The 19,426-nt window shown below is 72.9% G+C and carries 25 protein-coding genes, 1 tRNA gene and 1 pseudogene; 21 read left to right on the top strand and 6 right to left on the bottom strand.

Going from position 1 to position 19,426, the window contains the following annotated elements:
- The first annotated feature begins 9 nt into the window (after positions 1–9).
- The 17 genes from ACWGKI_RS05550 to ACWGKI_RS05470 all read left to right on the top strand — a co-directional run bounded on the left by ACWGKI_RS05550 (position 10) and on the right by ACWGKI_RS05470 (position 11,360).
- Complete coding sequence (locus tag ACWGKI_RS05550; protein WP_452185321.1) at positions 10–1,569, top strand: glycerophosphodiester phosphodiesterase; 1,560 nt, start codon at positions 10–12, stop codon at positions 1,567–1,569.
- A 13-nt stretch (positions 1,570–1,582) separates the two neighbouring features.
- A complete protein-coding gene (locus tag ACWGKI_RS05545) occupies positions 1,583–2,908 on the top strand; it encodes a hypothetical protein (RefSeq protein ID WP_452185319.1) in 1,326 nt (441 codons plus the stop codon).
- Positions 2,905–3,090 (top strand): hypothetical protein, encoded by a 186-nt coding sequence (locus ACWGKI_RS05540; RefSeq protein WP_452185317.1) that lies wholly within the window; start codon positions 2,905–2,907, stop codon positions 3,088–3,090. The genes ACWGKI_RS05545 and ACWGKI_RS05540 overlap by 4 nt, the downstream gene beginning before the upstream one ends.
- Position 3,091: 1 nt before the next feature.
- The gene (locus ACWGKI_RS05535) at positions 3,092–3,685 is read left to right on the top strand and encodes a hypothetical protein (RefSeq protein ID WP_452185315.1); all 594 of its coding nucleotides are present in this window, start codon (positions 3,092–3,094) and stop codon (positions 3,683–3,685) included.
- Between the two features lie 4 nt (positions 3,686–3,689).
- Positions 3,690–4,010, top strand: a complete 321-nt coding sequence (locus ACWGKI_RS05530) for a hypothetical protein (protein WP_452185313.1) — start codon at positions 3,690–3,692, stop codon at positions 4,008–4,010.
- Positions 4,007–4,207: a DUF7620 family protein gene (locus ACWGKI_RS05525; RefSeq protein WP_452185311.1), complete on the top strand. Its 201-nt coding sequence runs from the start codon at positions 4,007–4,009 to the stop codon at positions 4,205–4,207. The genes ACWGKI_RS05530 and ACWGKI_RS05525 overlap by 4 nt, the downstream gene beginning before the upstream one ends.
- Positions 4,204–4,500, top strand: a complete 297-nt coding sequence (locus tag ACWGKI_RS05520) for a putative phage holin (protein WP_452185309.1) — start codon at positions 4,204–4,206, stop codon at positions 4,498–4,500. The genes ACWGKI_RS05525 and ACWGKI_RS05520 overlap by 4 nt, the downstream gene beginning before the upstream one ends.
- A 77-nt stretch (positions 4,501–4,577) precedes the next feature.
- Positions 4,578–5,609: a peptidoglycan recognition protein family protein gene (locus ACWGKI_RS05515; protein WP_452185307.1), complete on the top strand. Its 1,032-nt coding sequence runs from the start codon at positions 4,578–4,580 to the stop codon at positions 5,607–5,609.
- Positions 5,610–5,614: 5 nt separating this feature from the next.
- Positions 5,615–6,106 (top strand): AP2 domain-containing protein, encoded by a 492-nt coding sequence (locus ACWGKI_RS05510; protein ID WP_452185305.1) that lies wholly within the window; start codon positions 5,615–5,617, stop codon positions 6,104–6,106.
- Between the two features lie 3 nt (positions 6,107–6,109).
- On the top strand, positions 6,110–6,343 hold the full coding sequence (locus ACWGKI_RS05505; RefSeq protein ID WP_452185303.1) for a hypothetical protein: 234 nt from the start codon (positions 6,110–6,112) through the stop codon (positions 6,341–6,343).
- A 3-nt stretch (positions 6,344–6,346) separates the two neighbouring features.
- The gene (locus ACWGKI_RS05500) at positions 6,347–6,520 is read left to right on the top strand and encodes a hypothetical protein (protein ID WP_452185301.1); all 174 of its coding nucleotides are present in this window, start codon (positions 6,347–6,349) and stop codon (positions 6,518–6,520) included.
- 2 nt (positions 6,521–6,522) lie between these two features.
- The gene (locus tag ACWGKI_RS05495) at positions 6,523–6,660 is read left to right on the top strand and encodes a hypothetical protein (protein ID WP_452185299.1); all 138 of its coding nucleotides are present in this window, start codon (positions 6,523–6,525) and stop codon (positions 6,658–6,660) included.
- A 24-nt stretch (positions 6,661–6,684) separates the two neighbouring features.
- Positions 6,685–7,080 carry a hypothetical protein gene (locus tag ACWGKI_RS05490; protein ID WP_452185297.1) on the top strand — a complete coding sequence of 132 codons (396 nt, stop codon included), beginning with the start codon at positions 6,685–6,687 and terminating at the stop codon, positions 7,078–7,080.
- Positions 7,081–7,091: 11 nt separating this feature from the next.
- Positions 7,092–9,761, top strand: a complete 2,670-nt coding sequence (locus tag ACWGKI_RS05485; RefSeq protein ID WP_452185295.1) for an apiosidase-like domain-containing protein — start codon at positions 7,092–7,094, stop codon at positions 9,759–9,761.
- 2 nt (positions 9,762–9,763) lie between these two features.
- Complete coding sequence (locus ACWGKI_RS05480; RefSeq protein WP_452185293.1) at positions 9,764–10,051, top strand: hypothetical protein; 288 nt, start codon at positions 9,764–9,766, stop codon at positions 10,049–10,051.
- A gap of 318 nt (positions 10,052–10,369) precedes the next feature.
- Positions 10,370–11,035: a hypothetical protein gene (locus ACWGKI_RS05475; protein ID WP_452185291.1), complete on the top strand. Its 666-nt coding sequence runs from the start codon at positions 10,370–10,372 to the stop codon at positions 11,033–11,035.
- A gap of 70 nt (positions 11,036–11,105) precedes the next feature.
- Positions 11,106–11,360, top strand: a complete 255-nt coding sequence (locus tag ACWGKI_RS05470; RefSeq protein WP_452185289.1) for a hypothetical protein — start codon at positions 11,106–11,108, stop codon at positions 11,358–11,360.
- On the opposite strand, the gene ACWGKI_RS05465 is transcribed toward ACWGKI_RS05470, so the two are convergent.
- From ACWGKI_RS05465 to ACWGKI_RS05450, 4 genes are all read right to left on the bottom strand, one after another.
- Positions 11,357–11,599 carry a BldC family transcriptional regulator gene (locus ACWGKI_RS05465; protein ID WP_452185287.1) on the bottom strand — a complete coding sequence of 81 codons (243 nt, stop codon included), beginning with the start codon at positions 11,597–11,599 and terminating at the stop codon, positions 11,357–11,359. The genes ACWGKI_RS05470 and ACWGKI_RS05465 overlap by 4 nt on opposite strands.
- A 227-nt stretch (positions 11,600–11,826) precedes the next feature.
- A tRNA-Ala gene (locus ACWGKI_RS05460) sits at positions 11,827–11,899 on the bottom strand.
- 49 nt (positions 11,900–11,948) lie between these two features.
- Positions 11,949–13,244 carry a hypothetical protein gene (locus ACWGKI_RS05455; protein WP_452185286.1) on the bottom strand — a complete coding sequence of 432 codons (1,296 nt, stop codon included), beginning with the start codon at positions 13,242–13,244 and terminating at the stop codon, positions 11,949–11,951.
- A gap of 92 nt (positions 13,245–13,336) precedes the next feature.
- The gene (locus ACWGKI_RS05450; RefSeq protein ID WP_380242493.1) at positions 13,337–13,978 is read right to left on the bottom strand and encodes a GNAT family N-acetyltransferase; all 642 of its coding nucleotides are present in this window, start codon (positions 13,976–13,978) and stop codon (positions 13,337–13,339) included.
- Positions 13,979–14,085: 107 nt separating this feature from the next.
- Here ACWGKI_RS05450 and ACWGKI_RS05445 point away from each other — a divergent pair, with 107 nt between their 5' ends.
- Positions 14,086–14,754 carry a 5-formyltetrahydrofolate cyclo-ligase gene (locus ACWGKI_RS05445; protein WP_452185283.1) on the top strand — a complete coding sequence of 223 codons (669 nt, stop codon included), beginning with the start codon at positions 14,086–14,088 and terminating at the stop codon, positions 14,752–14,754.
- Positions 14,755–14,764: 10 nt separating this feature from the next.
- Here ACWGKI_RS05445 and ACWGKI_RS05440 read toward each other — a convergent pair whose 3' ends face one another.
- Entirely contained in the window at positions 14,765–15,316 is a 552-nt protein-coding gene (locus ACWGKI_RS05440; protein ID WP_452185281.1) for a CGNR zinc finger domain-containing protein, read from the bottom strand.
- A gap of 142 nt (positions 15,317–15,458) precedes the next feature.
- On the opposite strand from ACWGKI_RS05440, the gene ACWGKI_RS05435 reads away from it, so the two are divergent.
- Positions 15,459–15,902, top strand: a complete 444-nt coding sequence (locus tag ACWGKI_RS05435) for a VOC family protein (RefSeq protein WP_452185279.1) — start codon at positions 15,459–15,461, stop codon at positions 15,900–15,902.
- Positions 15,903–15,952: 50 nt separating this feature from the next.
- On the top strand, positions 15,953–16,405 hold the full coding sequence (locus tag ACWGKI_RS05430) for a hypothetical protein (RefSeq protein ID WP_452185277.1): 453 nt from the start codon (positions 15,953–15,955) through the stop codon (positions 16,403–16,405).
- Positions 16,406–16,445: 40 nt separating this feature from the next.
- Here the strand turns inward: ACWGKI_RS05430 and ACWGKI_RS05425 are convergent, their stop codons facing one another.
- Positions 16,446–19,061: a penicillin acylase family protein gene (locus ACWGKI_RS05425; protein WP_452185469.1), complete on the bottom strand. Its 2,616-nt coding sequence runs from the start codon at positions 19,059–19,061 to the stop codon at positions 16,446–16,448.
- Here ACWGKI_RS05425 and ACWGKI_RS05420 point away from each other — a divergent pair.
- Positions 19,039–19,416, top strand: a pseudogene (locus ACWGKI_RS05420) (FmdB family zinc ribbon protein); the annotation flags it as partial. The gene ACWGKI_RS05425 and the pseudogene ACWGKI_RS05420 overlap by 23 nt on opposite strands.
- Between the last annotated feature and the right edge of the window lie 10 nt (positions 19,417–19,426).

Here is a 19,426-nt window from a genome sequence, read left to right as displayed (position 1 = left end):
GGGGAACACATGGTCGAGCTCGACCTGCCGGTGCCCGGCACCCGCCGTGGACGCTGGGGCCAGGCGATGAACGCGAACTTCCTCGCCCTCGCCGGCGCCATCGACGAGTTCGCGGCGGCCGTGGACGACCTGCCCGACACGGTCGGCGCCGAGGTGACCAACCAGCTCGCCATCCTGGGGGTCACGCCGGCGCCCGACCTCGTGGACCGGCTGAAGGCGTCGACCGCGCCGATCATCGTCGGGCACCGGGGCGGCGCGCGGATCCACCCCGAGCACACGCTGGAGGGCTACCGCGACTGCTTCCGCTCGGGGTTCCTGCCGGAGACGGACGTGCGCAAGCTCGCGACCGGTGAGCTCGTGTGCATCCACGACGCCACGACGACGCGCACGATGTCAGGCGCCACCGCGACCGTGTCGGCGATGACGCTCGCGCAGTGGAAGTCCCGGCAGGTGAACTCGCCGTGGCCCGGCGGCAAGGCGGCGTCGCCGGCCATGTGGGAGGACGTCCTCGCGGAGTTCGGCGGGCAGGTCGTCATCGTCGCGGAGATCAAGGACGCCGCGGCCACGCAGGACGTCATCGACTCGATCGTGGCGCGCGGCCTGCACCGGCAGGTCATCGTGCAGTCGTTCACCCTCGACGTCGTCCAGCAGACCGCGGCGGCCGGCATCGCGTCGATGCTCCTGACGAGCACGACGACGACCACGACGCCGACCGAGCTCGTCAACTCGGGCATCGAGTTCCTCGGGCCGGGGCAGTCGATGAGCGCGCCCGACATCGCGGCGTTCCGCGCGGCTGGGATCAAGGTCGTGCCGTACACGGTGGGCACGCCCGCGGACTGGACGGCGCTGCAGGCGAAGTCGGTCGACGGCGCGTTCTTCGACGACCCGTGGGGCGCGACCGGGTACTTCCCTCGCTGCCCGCGGGACCCGTACTCGAGCGCCGCGCCCTGGTACGGCTGGGACTACTGGAGCAGCGCCGGCGACACGACGCCCGCCATCAACTACCAGACGAGCCAGGGCGCGCTGTGGATGAACGGCATGTCGTCGGCCGGCAGCAAGTCGATGCGGCAGTCGTGGGCGCCGGCCCTCAGCCCCGTGGCGGGCACGAGCGTGCTGCGGTTCCGTGCACGGCTCGGGTTCGACTCGGGCGGCGGCCCGAACACCGGCACGACCGCGCGCTGGGCGGGCGTGTTCCTGGGCGCCACCGCTGACGGGGTGGCGTACCAGGACGCGGCCGCGGCCGGGCAGTCGGGCTACCACTTCCTGTTCCGCCGCAGCGGCACCCTGGACGTCTACCGCGTCGACCCGGGCGTCGCCGCGGTGAACATCGGCACAGCCGCTCTGACGCCGGCTCTGTCGAACGCCGACCGCGTGGACTTCGTCGAGGTCGAGATCATCCTCAACGGCACCGGCATCCGGGTGCGGCGCCTGGACACCGGCGGGTCGGTGAACGTCACGGACGGCACCTACCGCACGAACCTCGGCCTGCACCTGACGTGCAACGGCACGAACGCGCTGTGGCGCGACGTCTCCTACGACCTGCTCACGCCCGTGCAGGTCGGGTACTGACGGGGCGGGGGCCATGACCGACGAAGACCTCCTCGCCCCGCTGGTGCAGGCGCTCGACCAGGGCGTGCGAGCGGGCACGGACCTGCGCCGCGTGGTCGTGACGCCGCTGCTGGAATGGGACGGAGAGTCGAACCGTGGACTCGTGTCGCTGGACGGCGGCGACCCGACGTGGCTCCTCGCCGCGGCGGACACGTACTGGCCCGACGTCGTCGACACGGACGTCATCGTCCTGCGCAACGAGTGGACGGGCCGCGGCGCGTGCATCCTCGGACCGAAGGGGCAGTTCGCCGAGCCGCCCGTGGAGCCGGACCTCCTTCCCGCGCGCGGCACGGTGACCGCCATCCCCGGCGCCGGCCGCGTGAAGGTCAACGCCGCAGGCGCGATCGTGACTGCCGCGACCGGGACGTCCTACGTAGACCCCGCGGTGGGCGACGTCGTCGTCCTCAACTGGGCGTCCGACGGGTCGGAAGCGATCGCCGTGTGCGAGGTCGGCTGGACGCCGGCGAAGCCCTCGACTCCCGGGGAGCCGAGCCTGTCGCGCTCCGGGACGACCGTCACCGTCTCCTGGCCGCGACCCAGCGACGTCGACTCGACCCGCGTGCGCTGGCGCTACGGCAGCGGCGCATGGTCGGTGCGGACCGGGCTCACCGGCGGCTCGACGACGATCTCCGTCGCCGAGGGCCGCACGCGACAGGTCCAGATCGCGCAGTCGAACGCGGGCGGCACGTCGAGCTGGTCGGACACCGCGACGATCGCCGGCCCGGCGCCCGCGCCGCCGCCGTCGCGACCGTCCGGGTCCGGCGGTGGCGGGTCTGGCGGTGCAGCGAAGTACGAGACCGTCACCAAGACGATCTCCCCCACCTCGACCGGCACATACCGGCACGCCGTGCACCGCTGGGACGACTGGAACCGGGGCCGCTACGGCTACCCCTACACCCTGTACCAGGGCTCCAGGTACGGCTCGGGTGACCTGTCCGGGCTCGCCACCTACGGCACCCGCGTGAAGGACCTGCGCGCCGTGGAGATCCTCAAGATCGAGGTCCGGCTCGTCGACGCCCGCCTCGGCGAGCGCACCCTCGGCCAGCCGATCCGCATCGTCGTCGCCGAGAACGGCTCACGACCGAACGGGGCCCCGACCACAGGCGCCACGGTCACGACGACCTCGCTCGGCAAGGGCGACTCGAAGTGGCTCCGCCTCGACCTCGGGCCGGGCTCGCTCGACAACTGGCGCACCGGCCTTTCCCGCGGCCTGGTCGTCAACGGCAGCGCGTACCGCGGCCTGCGCGGCAAGGGCACGGCCGGCATGACCCTGCGAGTCACCTACCGGAGGCGAGTGTGACCGATCCGGCCGTCGAGCCCAGCGGCGACCCGGAACCGGTCGCCGCGCCGAAGCCCAACCCGCGCGCCCCGTGGAGCGCGTGCGGCATCTGCTACGCCGTCGTCGTCGACCTGGAGCTGCACACCGCGGCGTCGCACCCCATCACCGCCGAGCCCGCGCCGGCCGACACCGAGGAGCCCTGACATGGTCACCGATGCACGCGGTCACGAGGTCCCGGGCGGTGGGGGGCCGTCGGCGTTCCTGCCTGCCTTCCGCGACTTCTCCGCCTCGATCAACGACGTGATGCGGGTGCCGGACCTCGCGACCGCGGAGGCGGCCGTCGCCGACCTGGCCGGCGAGGGGATCGCCACCGACGGCCTCGCCTGGTGGGTCGCGGACCCGGGCGCCCTGTTCGTGCGCGTGGGTGAGGAGTTCATCCGCATCAGGGACGAGCGCGACGACGTCGAGATCCCCGACACCGACTGGCTCACCGTCACGTCGCTGGGTACCGGGTGGACGGCCCCGGTCACCGTGAAGGCCCGCCAGATCGGCAACGTGGTCCGCTTCTCCGGGACCATCCAGAACACGTCGGTGGGGGCGGGCGACGGGTACGTGACGGCGTTCACCCTCCCGGCCGGAATCGCCCCGCCCGTGCGCGAGGAGCCGGTCTCGACCTCCACCGGGTCGACGGGCGGCGGCCGGCAAGGCTACATCGACGTCGCCAAGGCCGTGAAGATCTACACCGTCACCGGGACCGCCGCGTTCACGCGCATCTCCGGCGGGTACTGGGCGGACTGAGCGCATGGAGTTCTTGCCTCAGTGGCTCACGGACCTGACCCCGGGGACCCTCCTCGGTGTCGTGGTCCTCATGCTCATCACCGGGAAGGGACTCGCGTCGCGCCGCGAGGTCGACGCCGCGGAGAAGCGCGCCGAGACGTACCGGGTTGCGCTGGAGACCGCGCTCACAGCCCTCAAGGAGAGCACGGAGCACGACGCCGAGCTCATCGAGAACTCACGCACCACGGTGCGCGTGCTCGAGGTACTGCAGGCGGCGCGCAGCGAGCAGATTCAGCGCCTGTCCGTGGTCCGGGAAGAGCCGCCCCGCGGGGAGGCGACGTCATGATCTGGAACCGACACAAGCAGCACCGGGCCAAGCAGATGGAGGCGGAGAGGGCGCTCAAGGCGTCCGTCGACCACCTGCAGGAGGTCGTCGAGCAGGGCAAGGAAGCGCGCCGGATCGGGGCTCGCCTGCGCAAGATCCAGCAGGAGAACCACCTGGGCCCGAGCATCGCGCACGTGTACAGCGGGAGGCAGCCATGATCGACGAGCGCACGGCCGCGGCTCTGTTCGCCTTCACGGTGTGGTTCGCGTTCTGGGTGACGTACACCGTGCTGACGAAGTGGTGGCGCTACCCGGAGGGGCGGAACGTCTGGTCCGTCTCCCTCGCCCTGTGGATCGCCTTCGGGATCGTGGCAGCGGCGTACCTCTGGCCGCAGTACTCGATCCGCGAGTGGTTCGTCCCAGTGATGTTCACCGTCCTCGGCGTGCTGGGCCTGCAGCGACTCTGGCAACTGATCGCCCGGCAAGTCGCGGCACGGCGAGAGAACCGCTGACGCCCCCAACTCCACGCAGACAAAACCCCACCTGAGGCCCGCCACCGTGCGGGCCTTCGTCATGTCCGGAGGCACCGATGAGCTGGTACGCGTGCGCACGCAAGCGGCAGATCAACTGGTTGAACAACCTGTCCCGCGGGGGCGTGAAGCCGAACGTCCTCGTCTTCCACCTGTCCGCCGGCGAGCAGCCGTCGCTGTTCGGCTACTTCTCCGGCATCAGGCACGCCGGGTCGCACTTCCACGTGGCGCGCGACGGCGCCCGTGAGCAGTACGCCGGCACCGGCGCACGCTCCGCCGCCGAGTACGGCGCGAAGAACACGATCAGCGTCGAGACCCAGGGCGCGGACGCAGGCGGCCGATGGACTGCCGCGCAGTGCGAGTCCTTGGCGGTCATCGCCGCAGAGGCGCACATGGTCGACGGCATCCCGCTGCGGCTCATGGAGCGCTCCGACGACCCGAAGGGCGGCATCGGCTGGCACCGGCTCGGCGTCGACGGGAACTTCCCCTCGGGCCAGCTCGGTGGCCGGCTGCAGCGCGGCGGCGTGAAGTGGTCCGGCGCCCGTGGCAAGGCGTGCCCGGGCGACAACCGGATCCCGCAGATCCCGGGGATCCTCGAGCGCGCGAAGGAGATCGTCGCGGCGCGCGGCGGTGACGGGGCCTCGCGCGGCGAGGACCGCGCGCCGGTCGTCGGCGCGAAGCGCAAGCCTCACCGCCTGCCCACGTTGCGCCTCGGCTCCCGGCGCTGGCAGGTCCGGCTCCTGCAGAACGCGCTCCTCGAGCGCGGCTACAAGATCGGCAAGGCGGACTCGTCCTTCGGCCCCATGACCGCCAGCGGCGTGCGCGAGTTCCAGGAGGACGCGGGCATCGACAAGGACGGCGTCGCCGGCCCCGACACCTGGTTCTCCCTGTGCCGCGGCGCCGGGAAGGGTGCCGGGAAGTACCGCAACAAGATCGCCCAGCGCGTCGCCGGGCTCACCGGCCTGCAGGTCACCGGGCGCCCCGGCTCCCGGTTCATCTCGCGCTGGAAGGCGATCCAGCGCTGGCTCGGCGTCGACGACGACGGCGACATCGGCACCAAAACCATCGCCGCTCTCGTGAAGCGGGGCTGAGCCTGATGTCGACCGTGGAGATCCCCTTGAGCCAGGGCCTCGTCGCCCTCGTCGACGCGGAGGACTACGACCGCGTGACGGCGTCCACACCGTGGGCCGCCAGCGTCTCGAAGGGTCACGCCTATGCCGTGCACCAGGAGTCCATCCGGGGCGGTCAGAGGCGCCGATCGATCCTCATGCACACGCTCATCACCGGCTGGCCCTACGTGGACCACATCAACGGGAACGGCCTCGACAACCGACGCGCGAACCTCCGTCCGGCGACCCACGCCGACAACATGCACAACTACCGCCGCCCGCGGCACAACACCAGCGGATTCAAGGGCGTCAGCTGGCGCAAGGCCAAGGGCGCGTGGGTCGCGAACATCAAGCTTCACGGGCGGCAGCGCTACCTCGGTGCCTACGCCACCCGCGAGGAGGCGGCGCGTGCCTACGACGTCGCCGCGCTCGAACTCCACGGCGAGTTCGCTCGCCTCAACTTCCCCCTGGAGGGCTGACCCATGACCCCCACTCCTGCTGTCCCCGCGCGCGTGCGCACGGTGGCGTACTTCGTCCTTCTGGGCGCCTCGGCGCTCGTACTTCTCGCGACCGGCCTCGCACCGATCTGGCTGGACGCCGATGTCGCGACCAAGGTCGTGGCGTCCGGCGGCGTGGTCACCGCGGTCTTCGGCCTCGTGGCCGGCGGCCTCGGCGTTGCGTACCGGCCGACCGCCAGCGCCGAGATCGAGGGCTGACCGATGGCGCGCGGCGTTCGCCCCGGCACGGGGGGCGCGCCGTGCGCCCCCTCCCCGGCCAAGACCGACCCGCCCCCGGCCCTCGTCCGCCACCCGCAGGCGTACGGCATCCAGTGCCGCGACTGCGCCCCGATCGGCTGCGACGGGTCCTGCGACCTGCCGCCGTTCACGGACTGACCGTGACCACCCGGGCCGCGGCCGCCGCCGCACGCGACGTCGTCCTGTACGTCGTCGGCATCGTCTTCTTCACCACGCTGGGCGCCGTCAACGGCGCCCGCGAGCAGCTCGCCAACTACCGCCGCTGGCCGGGCCTGTAGGCCCTCACCTGATCGGAGTCCGTCATGACCATCTCCATCGCCGCCACCGCCGCGCAGGCCATGGGCGCAGCGCTCGCCACCGACATCGGCTCGGGCGCCACCATCGAGATCCGCTCGGGCAGCAAGCCCGCCACCCCGGAGACGACGGCGACGGGCACCCTGCTCGCGACCGTGACGATCGCGGGCTCGTTCACCTCCTCCGGCGGCGTGCTCACGGCGGCCGACCCCGCGTCGGTCACCGTCGGCGCCACGGGGACCGCGGGCTACTTCCGCGTGAAGACCAGCGGCGGCACCGGGAAGATCGACGGCACCGTCACGGCGACGGGCGGCGGCGGCGACATGCAGCTCGCCACCACGGCGCTGTCGTCCGGCGCGACCCTCGACCTGGGCGTCCCCTCCTTCACCGTGCCCGTGGCCTGAGAGGCTGACCAGTGGCCCGGCCCGTCGTCGCAGCGACGACGTCCGCCGCCAACGCGGCGGGCGCGTCGGCGGCGCCTGCAGTCCCGTCCGGGGTGGCGTCCGGCTCGCTCCTCATCGCCTACGTCTTCGGCCTGTGGGGAACCCCGAACCCGCCGGCCAGCGCGATGACGATCCCGTCCGGCTGGGTCCTCGGCGGGTGGGACTCGATCACCGTCGAGGGCGTGTACGGCGGCGGGCTCGGCTGGTTCTACAAGCGCGCCACCGCGGCCGACACGGGCACGTACACCTTCACCGCAAACTCGCTCGGCGGTAGCCCGTTCCAGTGCTCCGCCGTCGTCCACCGAGTCACCAATGCGACCGGCTCGGGCAGCCCGTTCGGCGCGTTCTTCGCCGGCAGCGCGGCCGTCCCGTCCGTCGTCGGAGCGATCGCCCCCGGGTCGGACGACTGGCTCGCCCTGGCCGGCGTCGTCGCGCAGGACCTCGCCGACATCCTGCCCGCCGCGGGGTGGACTCAGGTCGTCGACGTCCCGCACGGGACGGCGGCCCGGCAGGGCGTCTTCTCTGCACCGGCGGACACGGCCGGCGTCCCCACGTCGTCGTGGGCCTCCGGAGCGTCGTTCGCGCACGCGTACGCCGCGACGATCCAGCCTGCGGCCGTCGCCGTGGCGGGGGCGGCCTCGGCATCGCTCCCCCGCGTGACCGCGACGATCACCGGCTCCGTCACCATGCCGACGACGACCGGCACCCTGACGGCCGCGCTCCCCCGCCTGTCGGCGGCCGCCTCCGGCACCGCCACCACCGTCGCCCAGCCGCACCCCCGTACCATCGCCGGGCGCCACTTCCTCGACCAGAACGGCCAGCCCGTCTACCTGCGCGGGGACACCCCCTGGTACATCATCGGCGGCGCACCCGCCGACTGGCCGACCTACTTCGCCAACCGTGCCGCGTACGGCATCAACACGTGCTACGTGATGTGCCTGCCCGAGCTCGACATCACCGACGCGACCACGTGGGACGGCTCGAACGTCCACGCGCTGACCACCCCCGGCAACTACTCCACCGTGAACCCCACGTGGGTCGCCCGGGTGAAGTCGTTCGTCGAGATGGCCGCGACGTACGGCGTGACCGTGTGGTTCCTCGTCGGGCCCGCGAACATGATCAGCACCACCGCGCAGGCGACTGCCTGGGGCACGGCGTGGGGCACCGCGCTGAAGGACTATCCGAACGTCCTGTTCGGGTACGGCGTCGACTGGCTGACGGAGCAGTGGGCCGCGCAGGAGTCCATCGTCGCGGCCGTGCGCACCGCCGTGCGGGCGGCCGGGGCGCTGCAGCCCTTCACGGTGCAGCTGTATCAGGACCAGACGTCGTCGGACAACGCGGCCTGGGCCGGCCAGGTCGACTTCGAGGCGACGTACACCTACCAGCAGTACGCGCCGCTCTCCCGCCGCGCCTACGCCCTGAACAACGGGCCCGTCGTGTTCGCCGAGGGCAACTTCGAGGGCGAGAACAACGAGGGCGGCGCGGCGACGACGTCCGAGACGCTGCGCCGTGTGCTCGGCGCCGCACTCACGAACGGCACCGTCGGCGTCCAGTACGGCCGCGACGGCGTGTACAACCCGCCGCAGGACGGCACCGAGGCGACGTGGACCAGCCTGCTGCCCTCGACGATGCTCGCCCACCAGAAGGTCATGGCCGACGCGGTCGCGGCCATCCCGTGGCACCGTCTCGTGCCCGACACCGCGGGTACGTTCCTCACCTCCGGCGCCGGCACGCCGCCCGCCACGGGCACGCAGACCGCCTCCCGGGTCGACCCGCTGGAGTCGGCCTACGCCACCGCGGCTGTCTCGTCGGACGGTTCCGCCGCGGTGCTGTACGCGCCCACGTCGCGGGCGATGACCGTCGACCTGGCCCGGCTCGGCGCAAACTCCACGGTGCGCCGCCTCGACCCGACGACTGGCGCGTCGACCACGCTCGCGTCGTCGGGCAGCCTCGCCGCGCCGGGCAACAACGCCGCCGGGCAGTCCGACTGGCTGTACGTCTTCGAGGCCGACCCGTTCCCGGCCATCGAGGGCACGCTCGGCGGACCCCTGCCGCGCGTCACCGGCGCCACGGCCGGCGCCGTCCGGATCACCGGCGGCATCGCGGGCGCCCTGCCCGCCGCCTCCGGGGCGAGCGCGGGCAGCGTCACCGTCACGGGCACGATCACGGCGAGTACGCCGACCGTCACGTCCATGGCCGCGGCGAGCGTCGTCGTCATCGGCAGCCTCGCCGCGACCGCCCCGCGCGTCACGGCGTCCGTCAACGGTGAGGGCGTCGCAACCGGCACCCTCGCCGCCACGCTGCCCGCCGTCACCGCCGACCTCGACGCCACAGTCACCATCACCGGCACGCTCACCACGACCCTGCCACGCACCACCAGCGCGCTCGGCGGGGCCGTCGAGGGCGTCATCGGCGGCACCCTCACCGCCACGCTGCCCAAGACCACGGCCGTAGCGGCCGGGACCCTCTCGGTCGCCGGGACGCTCGCAGCCACCCTGCCGAGCGCGCGGGCGGCCCTCGCCGGCTCCGACGTCCCCGACGTCGAGCCGGAGCTCGTCATCGCACGCGGGCCCTACGGCAACCCGTTCCGCCCGTCCGGCCCGCACGGATCCACCTTCACCGTCTCGTCTCCCAGGGGGTAGCGATGCAGATCGACCGCAGAGGCCGCGAGGTCATCCACTGGGACCTCACCGAGCCGCCCGCCGGAACGCTCGAGGTCACCCTCGACGGCAACACCTGGCACACGCTCACCCGCGACGGCGACACCGCAAGCCTGCTCGTCGCCGGGCCCGACGCCGAGGGCACTGGCGGCGTGGTTCTGAAGATGGGCCGCAGTTTCGCGCTCATGCGCGCCGCGGCTGATCCCGAGGTGCTCGTGCGTGAGGCCGGCGTGATCGACGTCGTGACCCTGCTGCCGCCCTCCGCCCCCTGACCGGCCGCCGTGCCCGCGGCCAGACGAACGCCCCCGTCCACCCTTCGCGGGGTGGGCGGGGGCGTCTTCGTCGTGGCCGCGGGGAAGGCGACCCTGACGTGAGACCTCGCTTCGGACGCCCGTCAGCGCGTAGCGGCGGGGTGATCTTCGGGTGATTCTGACTTGCCCACGCTTCAACATTTGCTGCCGCCGTGCTTGCGTTTGCAGATGCGGAGACGTGTGGGCATCGACGTAAGGTTCGACGGGGCGCGGGAACACTGCCGCGCCCTGCTCGCAGAGGTCAACGCATACGCGCAAGAAGCTCTACGTGTTGAGCTCGTGACCACCGACGACGAGGGCTCGCGTTGGGGGACGGTCCGAATCCTGTCTGAACCGCCGACAGTGATCGGACGCCTCCTCGGTGACGCCGTGCACGGCGCCCGCACTGCGCTCGACTACCTCGCATTCGAGCTCGCAGGCCAGGACGGCGCCGGCCAGAGAAGGGGCAAGACGTCCTTCCCGATCGCGGAAACCGAGGGCAAATGGCCGAACCAGGCCAAGACCCAATTGCCCGGCGTCGACGCGAACGTTCGCCATGAGCTCTACAAGCTACAACCCTGGGCCGGGGGCGACGACGACTTCTGGTTGCTGCATCAGCTCGACATCGCCGATAAGCACCGCCACCTCCTAGTTGCGGCGGCTCGCGGAGCTCTCTTCCTGTCAACGGAGGGGAGCATGATCGGGACGGAGGAGGTCAGCCCGTTGAAGATGAAATTGTGCAACCTGCGCCTTCTCCGCGATGGCGAGCGGATCCAGTTGAGCAGCCTGGGCTCGGTCGAACCCACTCCGGAGGTCGACATGCGCTTCGTGGTGCGCACGGAGACTCGCAACGAACTGGTGCTCGCTCCGGGGATGCCAGGCGAGATGACGACGCTCGAGGAAGTGGCGAACTCGATAGAGCGTGTTCGAGAGAAGGTGGAACCTCTGGTCGCTCGCCTCAGATGACGCCTTGGGCGATTCGGCCCTGGGGACTTCATCTGGTCCCGTTGTCACCGGGTCGGCGGACACTGGACGCATGCGCGAGCTAGACACCCGCGACAACCGCGGCCTGATCGAGCACCACGACGCGGCACCGCGCGGACAGCGACTCATGCCGGCCCCGGTGCCCGCCCGCTGCACCGCGCGGTCCTACGGCGGCGGAGTCGTCACCGTGGAAGGCGTCGTGACCCACCGCGCCCCGGGCCTGCTCGCCTTCACCGCCGACTATCCCGGTTGGGGGACCTGGACAGCATGGGTCAGGCGCGAGTGCTGCATCCCGCTCGCCGCCTAGGATCTGCTTCTTGGGTGGTCCCGGCTGCCCTGGGCAGCTCGCGTCGCGCGCAAGAGCTCGTAGACCTCGTCGGCGAAGAATCGTCGATGCCCACCCAGCGTGCGCATTGAACGTAGTTTGCCGATCGTGGCCCATCGGCTGACCGTCTTCGGCTCGACGTTGAACAGGCGCGCCACCTCGGCGGGCGACAGGAGCCCGGGCGGCTCGTCGTTTGCAGCTCTGCGCACCTTCGCCATCATGCCCCATTGTTCCCGGACGCCGCTGGGGAACGCGTGGTCTCAGATGAGCGACGTACGACGAGGCCCGAGCGTTGCTCGATGGGCAGCTGCGCGACGGCGAGCGGGCCATCGCGATCCGAGTCATCGAGGGCTGATCGGCGGATGGTCCCCCAGATGTACCCCCGCCGCTTCGAGCGGCTGGAATGACGAAGGCCCGGAACCGTTGCGGTTCCGGGCCTTCTTCTCGGTGGAGCTAGGGGGATTCGAACCCCCGACCTTCTCATTGCGAACGAGACGCGCTACCAACTGCGCCATAGCCCCAAGTGCGGAGCAACATTAACATCCCGGCCGGGGCGCATGCCAAATCGGCTCAGCCTGCGGCCCGGCGCCGCGCGAGGATCTCGTCCAGCGGCAGGCCGAGCGTCTCGGTGCGGGGCCGCGGCTCCTCGGGAGCGGCCACGTCGGCGACGGCGTCGGCGGCCGGCGCCGTCCGCTCACCGGGCTGCTCCGAGGCGCCCGCAGGCGTCGCCGTCGGGCCCAGTGCCGCCTGCATGGTCGCGGCCAGCGCGGCGACACGGGCAGCGTCGGAGACGGGCACGACGCGGCCGGGCGCCGTCGACGACGAGGCCACGAGCGGGCGAGGCTCACGACGGGGCGCGGCGGGCTTCGTCACGTACGTGGGCAGCGGCACGGGGACCGGCTCCCACGGGTCGCTGCCGACCGGCGGCGGCCCCGGCAGCGGGGCCGGTCCGGGACCTGGGTCCACGACGACCACGGGCTCCGGCAGGGCCGGCACCTCGTCGGCGCGCACGTCGAAGACGTCCCGACCGGACGACGGCGCCTCGCGAGGGGACGAGACCGGCTCGGGCTCCGCGCTCTCCTCGTCGCGGGCACCGCCCGGAGGGACGGTGACGCGGGACGAGTCACGAGGTGTCGGGCGAGCGGGCGCAGGCTGGGCACCCGGCGCGGCCACCCGGGGGATCATCTGGGTGTGCGTGGCCGACGGCCGCACGGCGTGCCCCGTGACCCGCGGCCGGTTGCGGGGCGCGTGCGGGCCGCCGTTGGCGAGCGCGCGAGCCTCGGTCGCCTGGCGTCGCGCAGCCTTCCGCTCCGCCGCCCAGCGCGCGTCGGCGCGACGCGCCTGCAGCACCGCCACCCGGCCGAGCACGAGCACGCCGAGCAGCAGCGCAGACGGCACGGCGCCCGCGACCCAGCCCACCAGGCCGAGGGCCACCACGACCCAGGCGGCGGCGGTCACGAGCAGCAGCAGCACGGTGAGCAGCAGCCGACGGCGCGCCCGCGCGGCGCGCCGCTCCAGCATCGCGAGACGGGACTCGTGCTGCCGACCCTCCGCAGCGTCGGCGCGCAGGGTCGTCAGGGCGCGCGACGCGCCCTCGTCGTCGTCCAGACCCATCGATCGCTCCCCTCGTCCGCCGCCCGTCGACGTGCCGGGCACCAGCAGCGGCACCGACCCGCCGGTCGGTGCCGTCACCCCGCGCGTACCGCCCGCCTCCGCCACCGCCAGCACCCGCAGCCCGCCGGAGAACCGGTCGTCCGTCCGCGCATCGAGCAGCTGCTGGCGGTGCCGCAGCAGGTGCGGCACCAAGAAGCCCAGCCACAGGACGAACAGCGCGAGCACTGCGAGTCCTGCCGCCGACGTTGTCACATCACGACGGTAGGGGACGCAACGACCACGCCGACGCACGCCGTCGCGGCGTGTCCGTGGTCGAGCCCGTGCGACGGCGCCGCGCGGAGCGCTCAGGCGTCGTCGCGGGCGCGCTGCCAGCGCGCCAGCAGCCCCTCGGGCACGTCCTCGGTCGTGATCGCGAAGGTGCGGTGGTCGCGCCAGGTGCCCTGGATGTGCAGGTATCGCTCGCGCACGCCCTCGTCGCGGAAGCCGAGCTTCGCCACCACCCGCAGGCTCGGCGCGTTCTCGGGCCGGATGTTGATCTCGAGGCGGTGCAGCCCGAGCACGGCGAGGCAGTAGTCGCCCGCCATCGCCACCGCCGTCGGGATGACGCCCCGCCCCGCGACCTCCTGCGACACCCAGTACCCGATGCTCGCCGAGCACAGCGAGCCGTAGAGGATCTGGGACACGGTGAGCTGCCCGACGAGCGCGCCGTCCAGCTCCACGGCGAACGGCAGCGTCGTGCCCGCACGCGCCTGCGCGGACAGCACCCGGAGGTAGTCGCCGAACGTCGACGCGGCAGGACGCTCCCCCGGCGAGGTCGCCTCCCACGGCTCGAGCCAGCCCGCGTTGCGGGACCGCAGACGCAGCCACTCCGGCCCGTCCTTGCGGCGCAACGGCCGCAGCACGACGGCGCCGGCCGGGCCGTCCTCGCGCAGGGTCACCGGCCACGGCCGCGACACGGCCCATCCGCGGGCGTGCTTGTGCGTCATGCCACCTCGTTCCGTCCCGACGCTCCGGTCCCGCCCGTGCCGAAGCCGTTCTCGGCGTCACCGGCGCGCGCCGGGACTCCCGGACGGGACCCTGCCACAATGGCCCCATGCACGGCGACCGCAAGGGAACGAGAGCACACCGGCCGTACCCGGTCGTCGCCGGGATGGAGGTCGCGGACGCCAAGGAGGAGCTCCGCCGGGCCATCCGCGCCCACCGCGCCGAGCGTTCCCCCCGCCTCCGCGACGAGGCCGCGAAGGCCCTCGCCGACGTCCTCGCCACCGTGCCCGCCGTCCGCGACGCCGACGTGGTCGCGACCTACGTCTCCCGCCCCACCGAGCCCGGCACGCACGTGCTGCTGGAGCAGCTCGCCGCCCGGGGCACGCGCGTCCTGCTGCCCGTGCTCGGCGCGGGCCTCGCGCGCGACTGGGCCTGGTACGCCGGGCCCGACGACCTGCTGGAGCGCGCCCCCGGCCGACCCCCGGAGCCGAGCGGCCCCGCCCTGGGCGCCGAGGCCATCACGAAGGCGGACGTCGTCGTCGCGCCGGCGCTCGCCGTGGACGACCGCGGCGTGCGGCTGGGCCAGGGCGGCGGCTGGTACGACCGGCTGCTGAAGATGCGCCGGCCGGGCGTGCCCGTCGTGGCGCTGGTGTTCCCCGAGGAGGTCTACGACTCGGCCGAGCAGCCGCTGCCCGCCGCGGAGCACGACGTGCCCGTGCACGTCGTCGTGACACCCGAGGGCTGGCAGGAGCTGCCCGCTCCCGCGCTGGAGCGCTGAGCCCGCGCCGTCAGGCGTCCGAGCCGGCGCGCTGCCGCGCACGGTAGGCCGCGGCCTTCATCCGGCTGCCGCACGTGGCCATCGAGCACCACTCACGGCGGTGCCCGCGGGAACGGTCCAGGTAGACCTGCGTGCACTCGGGCCGGCCGCACTCGCGCAGCAGCGCCGCCTCGTCGCCGCCGACGATCTCGACGGCCTGCCGCGCGACCTGCGAGAGCACCTGGTCCGCACCTCCGGCCCAGGCCCATCCCTGCTCGGTGAGCACGGGCGTGAGCGGCGGCGTCGCGGCGACCGCGTTGACCGTCTCGACGGCGTCCGCGGGCAGCGGGCGGTCGTGCAGGCGCGACCACACCAGCGCGTAGACGGCCTCGCGCAGCGCGAGGGCGCGCTCGAGGTCGGCGGCGCCCGACGACGAGGCGTCGGCCAGCAGCCCTGACTCGACGAACCACGCGTCGAGGTCCGCGGCAGAGGTCAGCTTCTCCGTGGGCTCGTCGTTGCGTCGCGCGCGCAGGGTGCCGACGAAATCGAGGGCGAGGGTGCCGCAGGGGAAGGCATGGATCACGTCACCATCCTGACGGGTGACGAGCCTGCAGGCAAGGGCAGGCGGGAGTGATCATCACCACTTTGACAGGTGACGGCGACGCGAGGAGAGTCGTCACCAGTCAGACCGGTGACGCCGGTCTGCGAGAACACGGAGGAACACCATGGAGCTCAAGCTCGAGATCGTCGTCCTGCCCGTCTCCGACGTCGACCGTGCGACCGCCTTCTACACGGCGCTCGGCTTCCGCCTGGACGCGGACTTCCGCAGCCCGAAGGGCCTGCGGGTCGTGCAGCTCACCCCTCCCGGCTCGGAGGCGTCGATCATCTTCGGCGAGCGGCTCACCGACGCCGCGCCAGGGTCCCTCCAGGGGCTGCACCTCGTCACGACCGACATCGCCGCCGCCCGCGACGAGCTGCGCCGCCGCGGCGCCGACGTGAGCGACCTCTGGCACGACGCCGACGGCGTCTTCCACTGGGCGGGCGAGGCCAACCGCGTCGCCGGCCCCCACCCCGCCACCGACAGCTACGGCACCTACGCGTCGTTCGCCGACCCGGACGGCAACGGGTGGGTGCTCCAGCAGGTCGTGACCCGCGCGCCGGGCCGCTGACCCGGACGCCACCCCCAGACACCCCCCACGAGACCCGAGAAGAGCCGACCATGACCACTGCACACCGCCTCGGCCGCGCGGACCAGGAAGCGCTCGACCGCTTCCGCGACGCCGACCGCCAGGCCGGCAGGACCCTCGCGCCCGCCGTCGTCGACGCGTTCGAGCGCCTCACCACGCGTCAGCTCGACGTCCTCGTCGCCGGGCTCGTGGACGGCCCCGATGCCGGCCGTGCAGACGGCACCACCACGGCCGACGGCGACCAGGACGCCGCCGAGCCGGGCGGCGTGCTGCGCCGCTGGCTGCGCGGCCCCGGCCGCACCGTCACGGCCCTGGGCGTCGCCTTCGTCGTGGCGGCGGCCACCGCCGTCGCCGGCATCGCCCTCCTGGACGACTCCTCGACGCCGCCCGCCGCCGGGACCAGCCAGACCACGGACGCGGCCGAGCTCGCGCAGCAGCTGTCGTGGGCCGACGCGTACGGCGCGGCCTTCGCCGACGACTTCTGACGCCGACGATCACGACGAGCGACCGGTCAGCGCGCCCCGGTCAGGGCACGAGGGTGGCGCGCGTCTTCGCGGACTCCTCCACGGCCTCCCGGGAGAAGGGCCAGTCGAACGTCTTGCCCGCGGCCCACTCGTCGAGCTGGTCGTCGTAGTGCGACGACGCCGGGTGGCCGGACGTGCCCGTGACGGTCACCCACGTCGAGGCGTCCAGGTCGGACAGGTCCACGACCATCCGCATGGACGGCCCCGTCGTGACCGCGAAGGAGCCCGTGCCGGCGTCCCACCCGGTCGCGTTGACGATCGACGAGCCGCCCGGCATCTTCACGGGGTTCGGGTTCACCAGGTCGCGCACCAGCGCCGGCACGTCGGAGCCGCCGAGCACCGGGTGCTCGAGGCGCAGCGTGTGCAGCGTGCCCCAGTCCCAGTCCTTCGGCTGCTTGGACAGCTCCACCGTCAGGTCGCGCCGCGCGCTGATCAGGGCACGCGTGAGGATCTCGTCGCGCGACTCGACGACGTTCGCCGTGGTGCGGTCGTCCCAGAACTTGTCGTCCGACTTGTCGAGCATCGACTTCACGACGACGAGCCACTGCGAGCCGCCGTCGGGCCGCATGCTCGTGGGCAGGTCGTCCCAGAACGCCTCCTGCAGGAGGTTGCGCCACACGGCCGCGAAGTACGCCGCGGCCGGCGAGTCGGCGTCCATCCGGTAGTCCCAGTCCGCGAGCAGGTCCTGCCCGGCCGCGACGTAGGAGTCGTCGAGGTCGATGTCCAGGAGCGCCGGGACGAGCGCCTCCGCGAACGCCGACCAGTCGTCGTTCTGGATGCGGTTCATGTCCTCGGCGGTGAAGGGGCGGCCCGCCGCGATCTGCTCGGTCAGCAGCTTGCGGATGCGCTCCGAGCGGTAGCCGTAGTCCCAGTCGTCCGCGAGGTACGGCTGGGATCCGCTGCGCAGCACGGCCTGGTTCGCCGCGACGATGAACCCCTCCTGGGGGTCGAGCGCACGGGGCATGTCGTCCGCGTCCACCCAGCCCTGCCAGTCGTAGCGGGGGTCCCAGCCGGGCCGCGGCCACGTGCCGTCCGAGGGCACCGGGCCCTTGACCTTGCCGCGCACCGGGATGCGGCCGGGCGCCTGGTAGCCGATGTGGCCGTCGGTGGTGGCGAACACGATGCTCTGCGCCGGCACCTCGAACAGCTTGGCCGCGGCCCGGATGTCGCCCGCGTCCTTGGCCGTGTCGAACGCGAAGACCGCGTCGGCGGTACGGCCCGGCTGCAGCGCCGTCCACTGGAGCGCGACGGCGTACTCCCCGAACTCCGTGCCCTCCCGGGTGGGGGCGCCGACCACGTCACCGACGTCGAGCACGTCCGAGACGATCGGACCGTGCTCCGTGCTGCGCACCGTCAGGTCGACGGGCTGCCCGCCCGCCACCCGGATGGTCTCCTTGCGGACGTCGAGGGGCTCCCACTCCTCCGCGTCGGCGTCCTTCAGCCAGGTGTCGCCGCGGACACGCTCGATGAAGAAGTCGGTGACGTCGGCGCCCATGTTGGTCAGGCCCCAGGCCAGGTCGCCGTTGTGCCCGATGACGACGCCGGGGAAGCCCGCGAACGAGAAGCCCGCGACGTCGAAGGGGCACGCGTCGCTGACCTCGTTGCAGTGCAGCCCCACCTGCGACCAGATCCCCGGCGCGGAGAGGGCGAGGTGCGGGTCGTTCGCGAGCATCGGCTTGCCCGACGCCGTGTGCTCCCCCGACACGACCCACGAGTTGGAGCCTGCCGCGTCGCCCCTGCCCACCAGCACCGGGACGGCCTCCAGCGCCGTGCGGGCGGAGCCGACCGCGGCTCCCAGCGCGTCCGTCGCGGCGCCCGCGCCGGTGGCGCGGCCCGTGAGCGCGGAGGTCAGCTCGGCGTCCGACGCGCTGTCGTCCTGCTCGTCGCCGGACCCGTCCTTCGAGGTGCGGTCGTTCGCGAGGTCGCGGTTGCGCAGCACCGGGTGGTTCCCGCTCGCGTCGTAGTCGGGGAAGAGCTCGTCGACCTGGTCCGTGTCGCCGAGCGTGCTGTAGGCGAGGGCGCGGTCGAGCTCGCTGTCGTAGTTGCCGCGCAGGTCCCAGGCCATCGCCTTGAGCCACGCGAGCGAGTCCACCGGGTCCCAGGGCTCCGGTTCCTTGACGTCCACGCTGGCGCCCAGCACCGTGTACTCGACGCCGAGCTCCTCGGCGTCGCGGCCCTTGAGGTAGTCGTTGACGCCCTCCGCGTACGCCTGGAGGTACGCGCGGGACTCGTCGGAGATCTGGTTCCACTCCTGCTCGGCCACCCGGCGCCAGCCGAACGTGCGCGTGACCTTGTCCGCCTCGATCGCGGCCGGCACGTCACCGACGAGCTCGGCGAGGCGACCGGCGGTCACGTGCCGGCGGTAGTCCATCTCGAAGAAGCGGTCCTGCGCCTGGAGGTAGCCCTGGGCGCGGAACAGGTCCTCGGGGGTGTCCGCGTAGACCTGCGGCACGTCCTGCGCGTCGCGGCGGACGTCGACGGCGGAGGTCAGGCCCGGCACCTGCTGCGTGCCCTCGTGGTCCGGCAGCGGGCGGCGCAGCGTCACGACCGTGAAGACCGTGGTGGCCACGAGCGCCAGGACGACGACGACGGCGATGCCGACGACGGCGCTGCGCAGCCGCGAGCGCCTGGCCTGCCGAGGGGGCGTCTCCTCGGTCTCCGTGCCGTCCGAGGAGGGATCCGGCTCGGACGGGCTTCCGGGTGCTGCAGGGGCGGCGGTCGCTGACACGCAGGCGAGACTACCGTCCGGCGTATGCTTGGCACTCGCATCACCTGAGTGCCAGCATCGCCGCGTCGACGGCAGGTGCCGGCGTCCGCCCCGAGGAGATCACGTGCCCACCTACGCGTACCGGTGTGCCGACTGCGGCCACGCCTTCGACGTCCACCAGGCGTTCACCGACGACTCGCTGACCGTCTGCCCGGAGTGCGGCGGGAGCCTGCGCAAGCAGTACGGCTCCGTCGGCGTCACCTTCAAGGGCTCGG

The sequence above is a fragment of the Isoptericola sp. NPDC055881 genome, from assembly GCF_053615895.1.
The sequence above is the reverse complement of the archived record's forward strand: the minus strand, read 5'-3'. Positions and strand labels throughout refer to the sequence as shown.

What these genes read in the sequence shown, in the direction of transcription:
- ACWGKI_RS05550 (WP_452185321.1), top strand. Translation starts at nt 10, where the DNA reads ATGGTCGAGCTCGACCTGCCGGTGCCCGGCACCCGCCGTGGACGCTGG.
- ACWGKI_RS05545 (WP_452185319.1), top strand. Translation starts at nt 1,583, where the DNA reads ATGACCGACGAAGACCTCCTCGCCCCGCTGGTGCAGGCGCTCGACCAG.
- ACWGKI_RS05535 (WP_452185315.1), top strand. Translation starts at nt 3,092, where the DNA reads ATGGTCACCGATGCACGCGGTCACGAGGTCCCGGGCGGTGGGGGGCCG.
- ACWGKI_RS05530 (WP_452185313.1), top strand. Translation starts at nt 3,690, where the DNA reads ATGGAGTTCTTGCCTCAGTGGCTCACGGACCTGACCCCGGGGACCCTC.
- ACWGKI_RS05525 (WP_452185311.1), top strand. Translation starts at nt 4,007, where the DNA reads ATGATCTGGAACCGACACAAGCAGCACCGGGCCAAGCAGATGGAGGCG.
- ACWGKI_RS05520 (WP_452185309.1), top strand. Translation starts at nt 4,204, where the DNA reads ATGATCGACGAGCGCACGGCCGCGGCTCTGTTCGCCTTCACGGTGTGG.
- ACWGKI_RS05515 (WP_452185307.1), top strand. Translation starts at nt 4,578, where the DNA reads ATGAGCTGGTACGCGTGCGCACGCAAGCGGCAGATCAACTGGTTGAAC.
- ACWGKI_RS05510 (WP_452185305.1), top strand. Translation starts at nt 5,615, where the DNA reads ATGTCGACCGTGGAGATCCCCTTGAGCCAGGGCCTCGTCGCCCTCGTC.
- ACWGKI_RS05505 (WP_452185303.1), top strand. Translation starts at nt 6,110, where the DNA reads ATGACCCCCACTCCTGCTGTCCCCGCGCGCGTGCGCACGGTGGCGTAC.
- ACWGKI_RS05500 (WP_452185301.1), top strand. Translation starts at nt 6,347, where the DNA reads ATGGCGCGCGGCGTTCGCCCCGGCACGGGGGGCGCGCCGTGCGCCCCC.
- ACWGKI_RS05490 (WP_452185297.1), top strand. Translation starts at nt 6,685, where the DNA reads ATGACCATCTCCATCGCCGCCACCGCCGCGCAGGCCATGGGCGCAGCG.
- ACWGKI_RS05480 (WP_452185293.1), top strand. Translation starts at nt 9,764, where the DNA reads ATGCAGATCGACCGCAGAGGCCGCGAGGTCATCCACTGGGACCTCACC.
- ACWGKI_RS05470 (WP_452185289.1), top strand. Translation starts at nt 11,106, where the DNA reads ATGCGCGAGCTAGACACCCGCGACAACCGCGGCCTGATCGAGCACCAC.
- ACWGKI_RS05465 (WP_452185287.1), bottom strand. Translation starts at nt 11,599, where the DNA reads ATGATGGCGAAGGTGCGCAGAGCTGCAAACGACGAGCCGCCCGGGCTC.
- ACWGKI_RS05450 (WP_380242493.1), bottom strand. Translation starts at nt 13,978, where the DNA reads ATGACGCACAAGCACGCCCGCGGATGGGCCGTGTCGCGGCCGTGGCCG.
- ACWGKI_RS05445 (WP_452185283.1), top strand. Translation starts at nt 14,086, where the DNA reads ATGCACGGCGACCGCAAGGGAACGAGAGCACACCGGCCGTACCCGGTC.
- ACWGKI_RS05435 (WP_452185279.1), top strand. Translation starts at nt 15,459, where the DNA reads ATGGAGCTCAAGCTCGAGATCGTCGTCCTGCCCGTCTCCGACGTCGAC.
- ACWGKI_RS05430 (WP_452185277.1), top strand. Translation starts at nt 15,953, where the DNA reads ATGACCACTGCACACCGCCTCGGCCGCGCGGACCAGGAAGCGCTCGAC.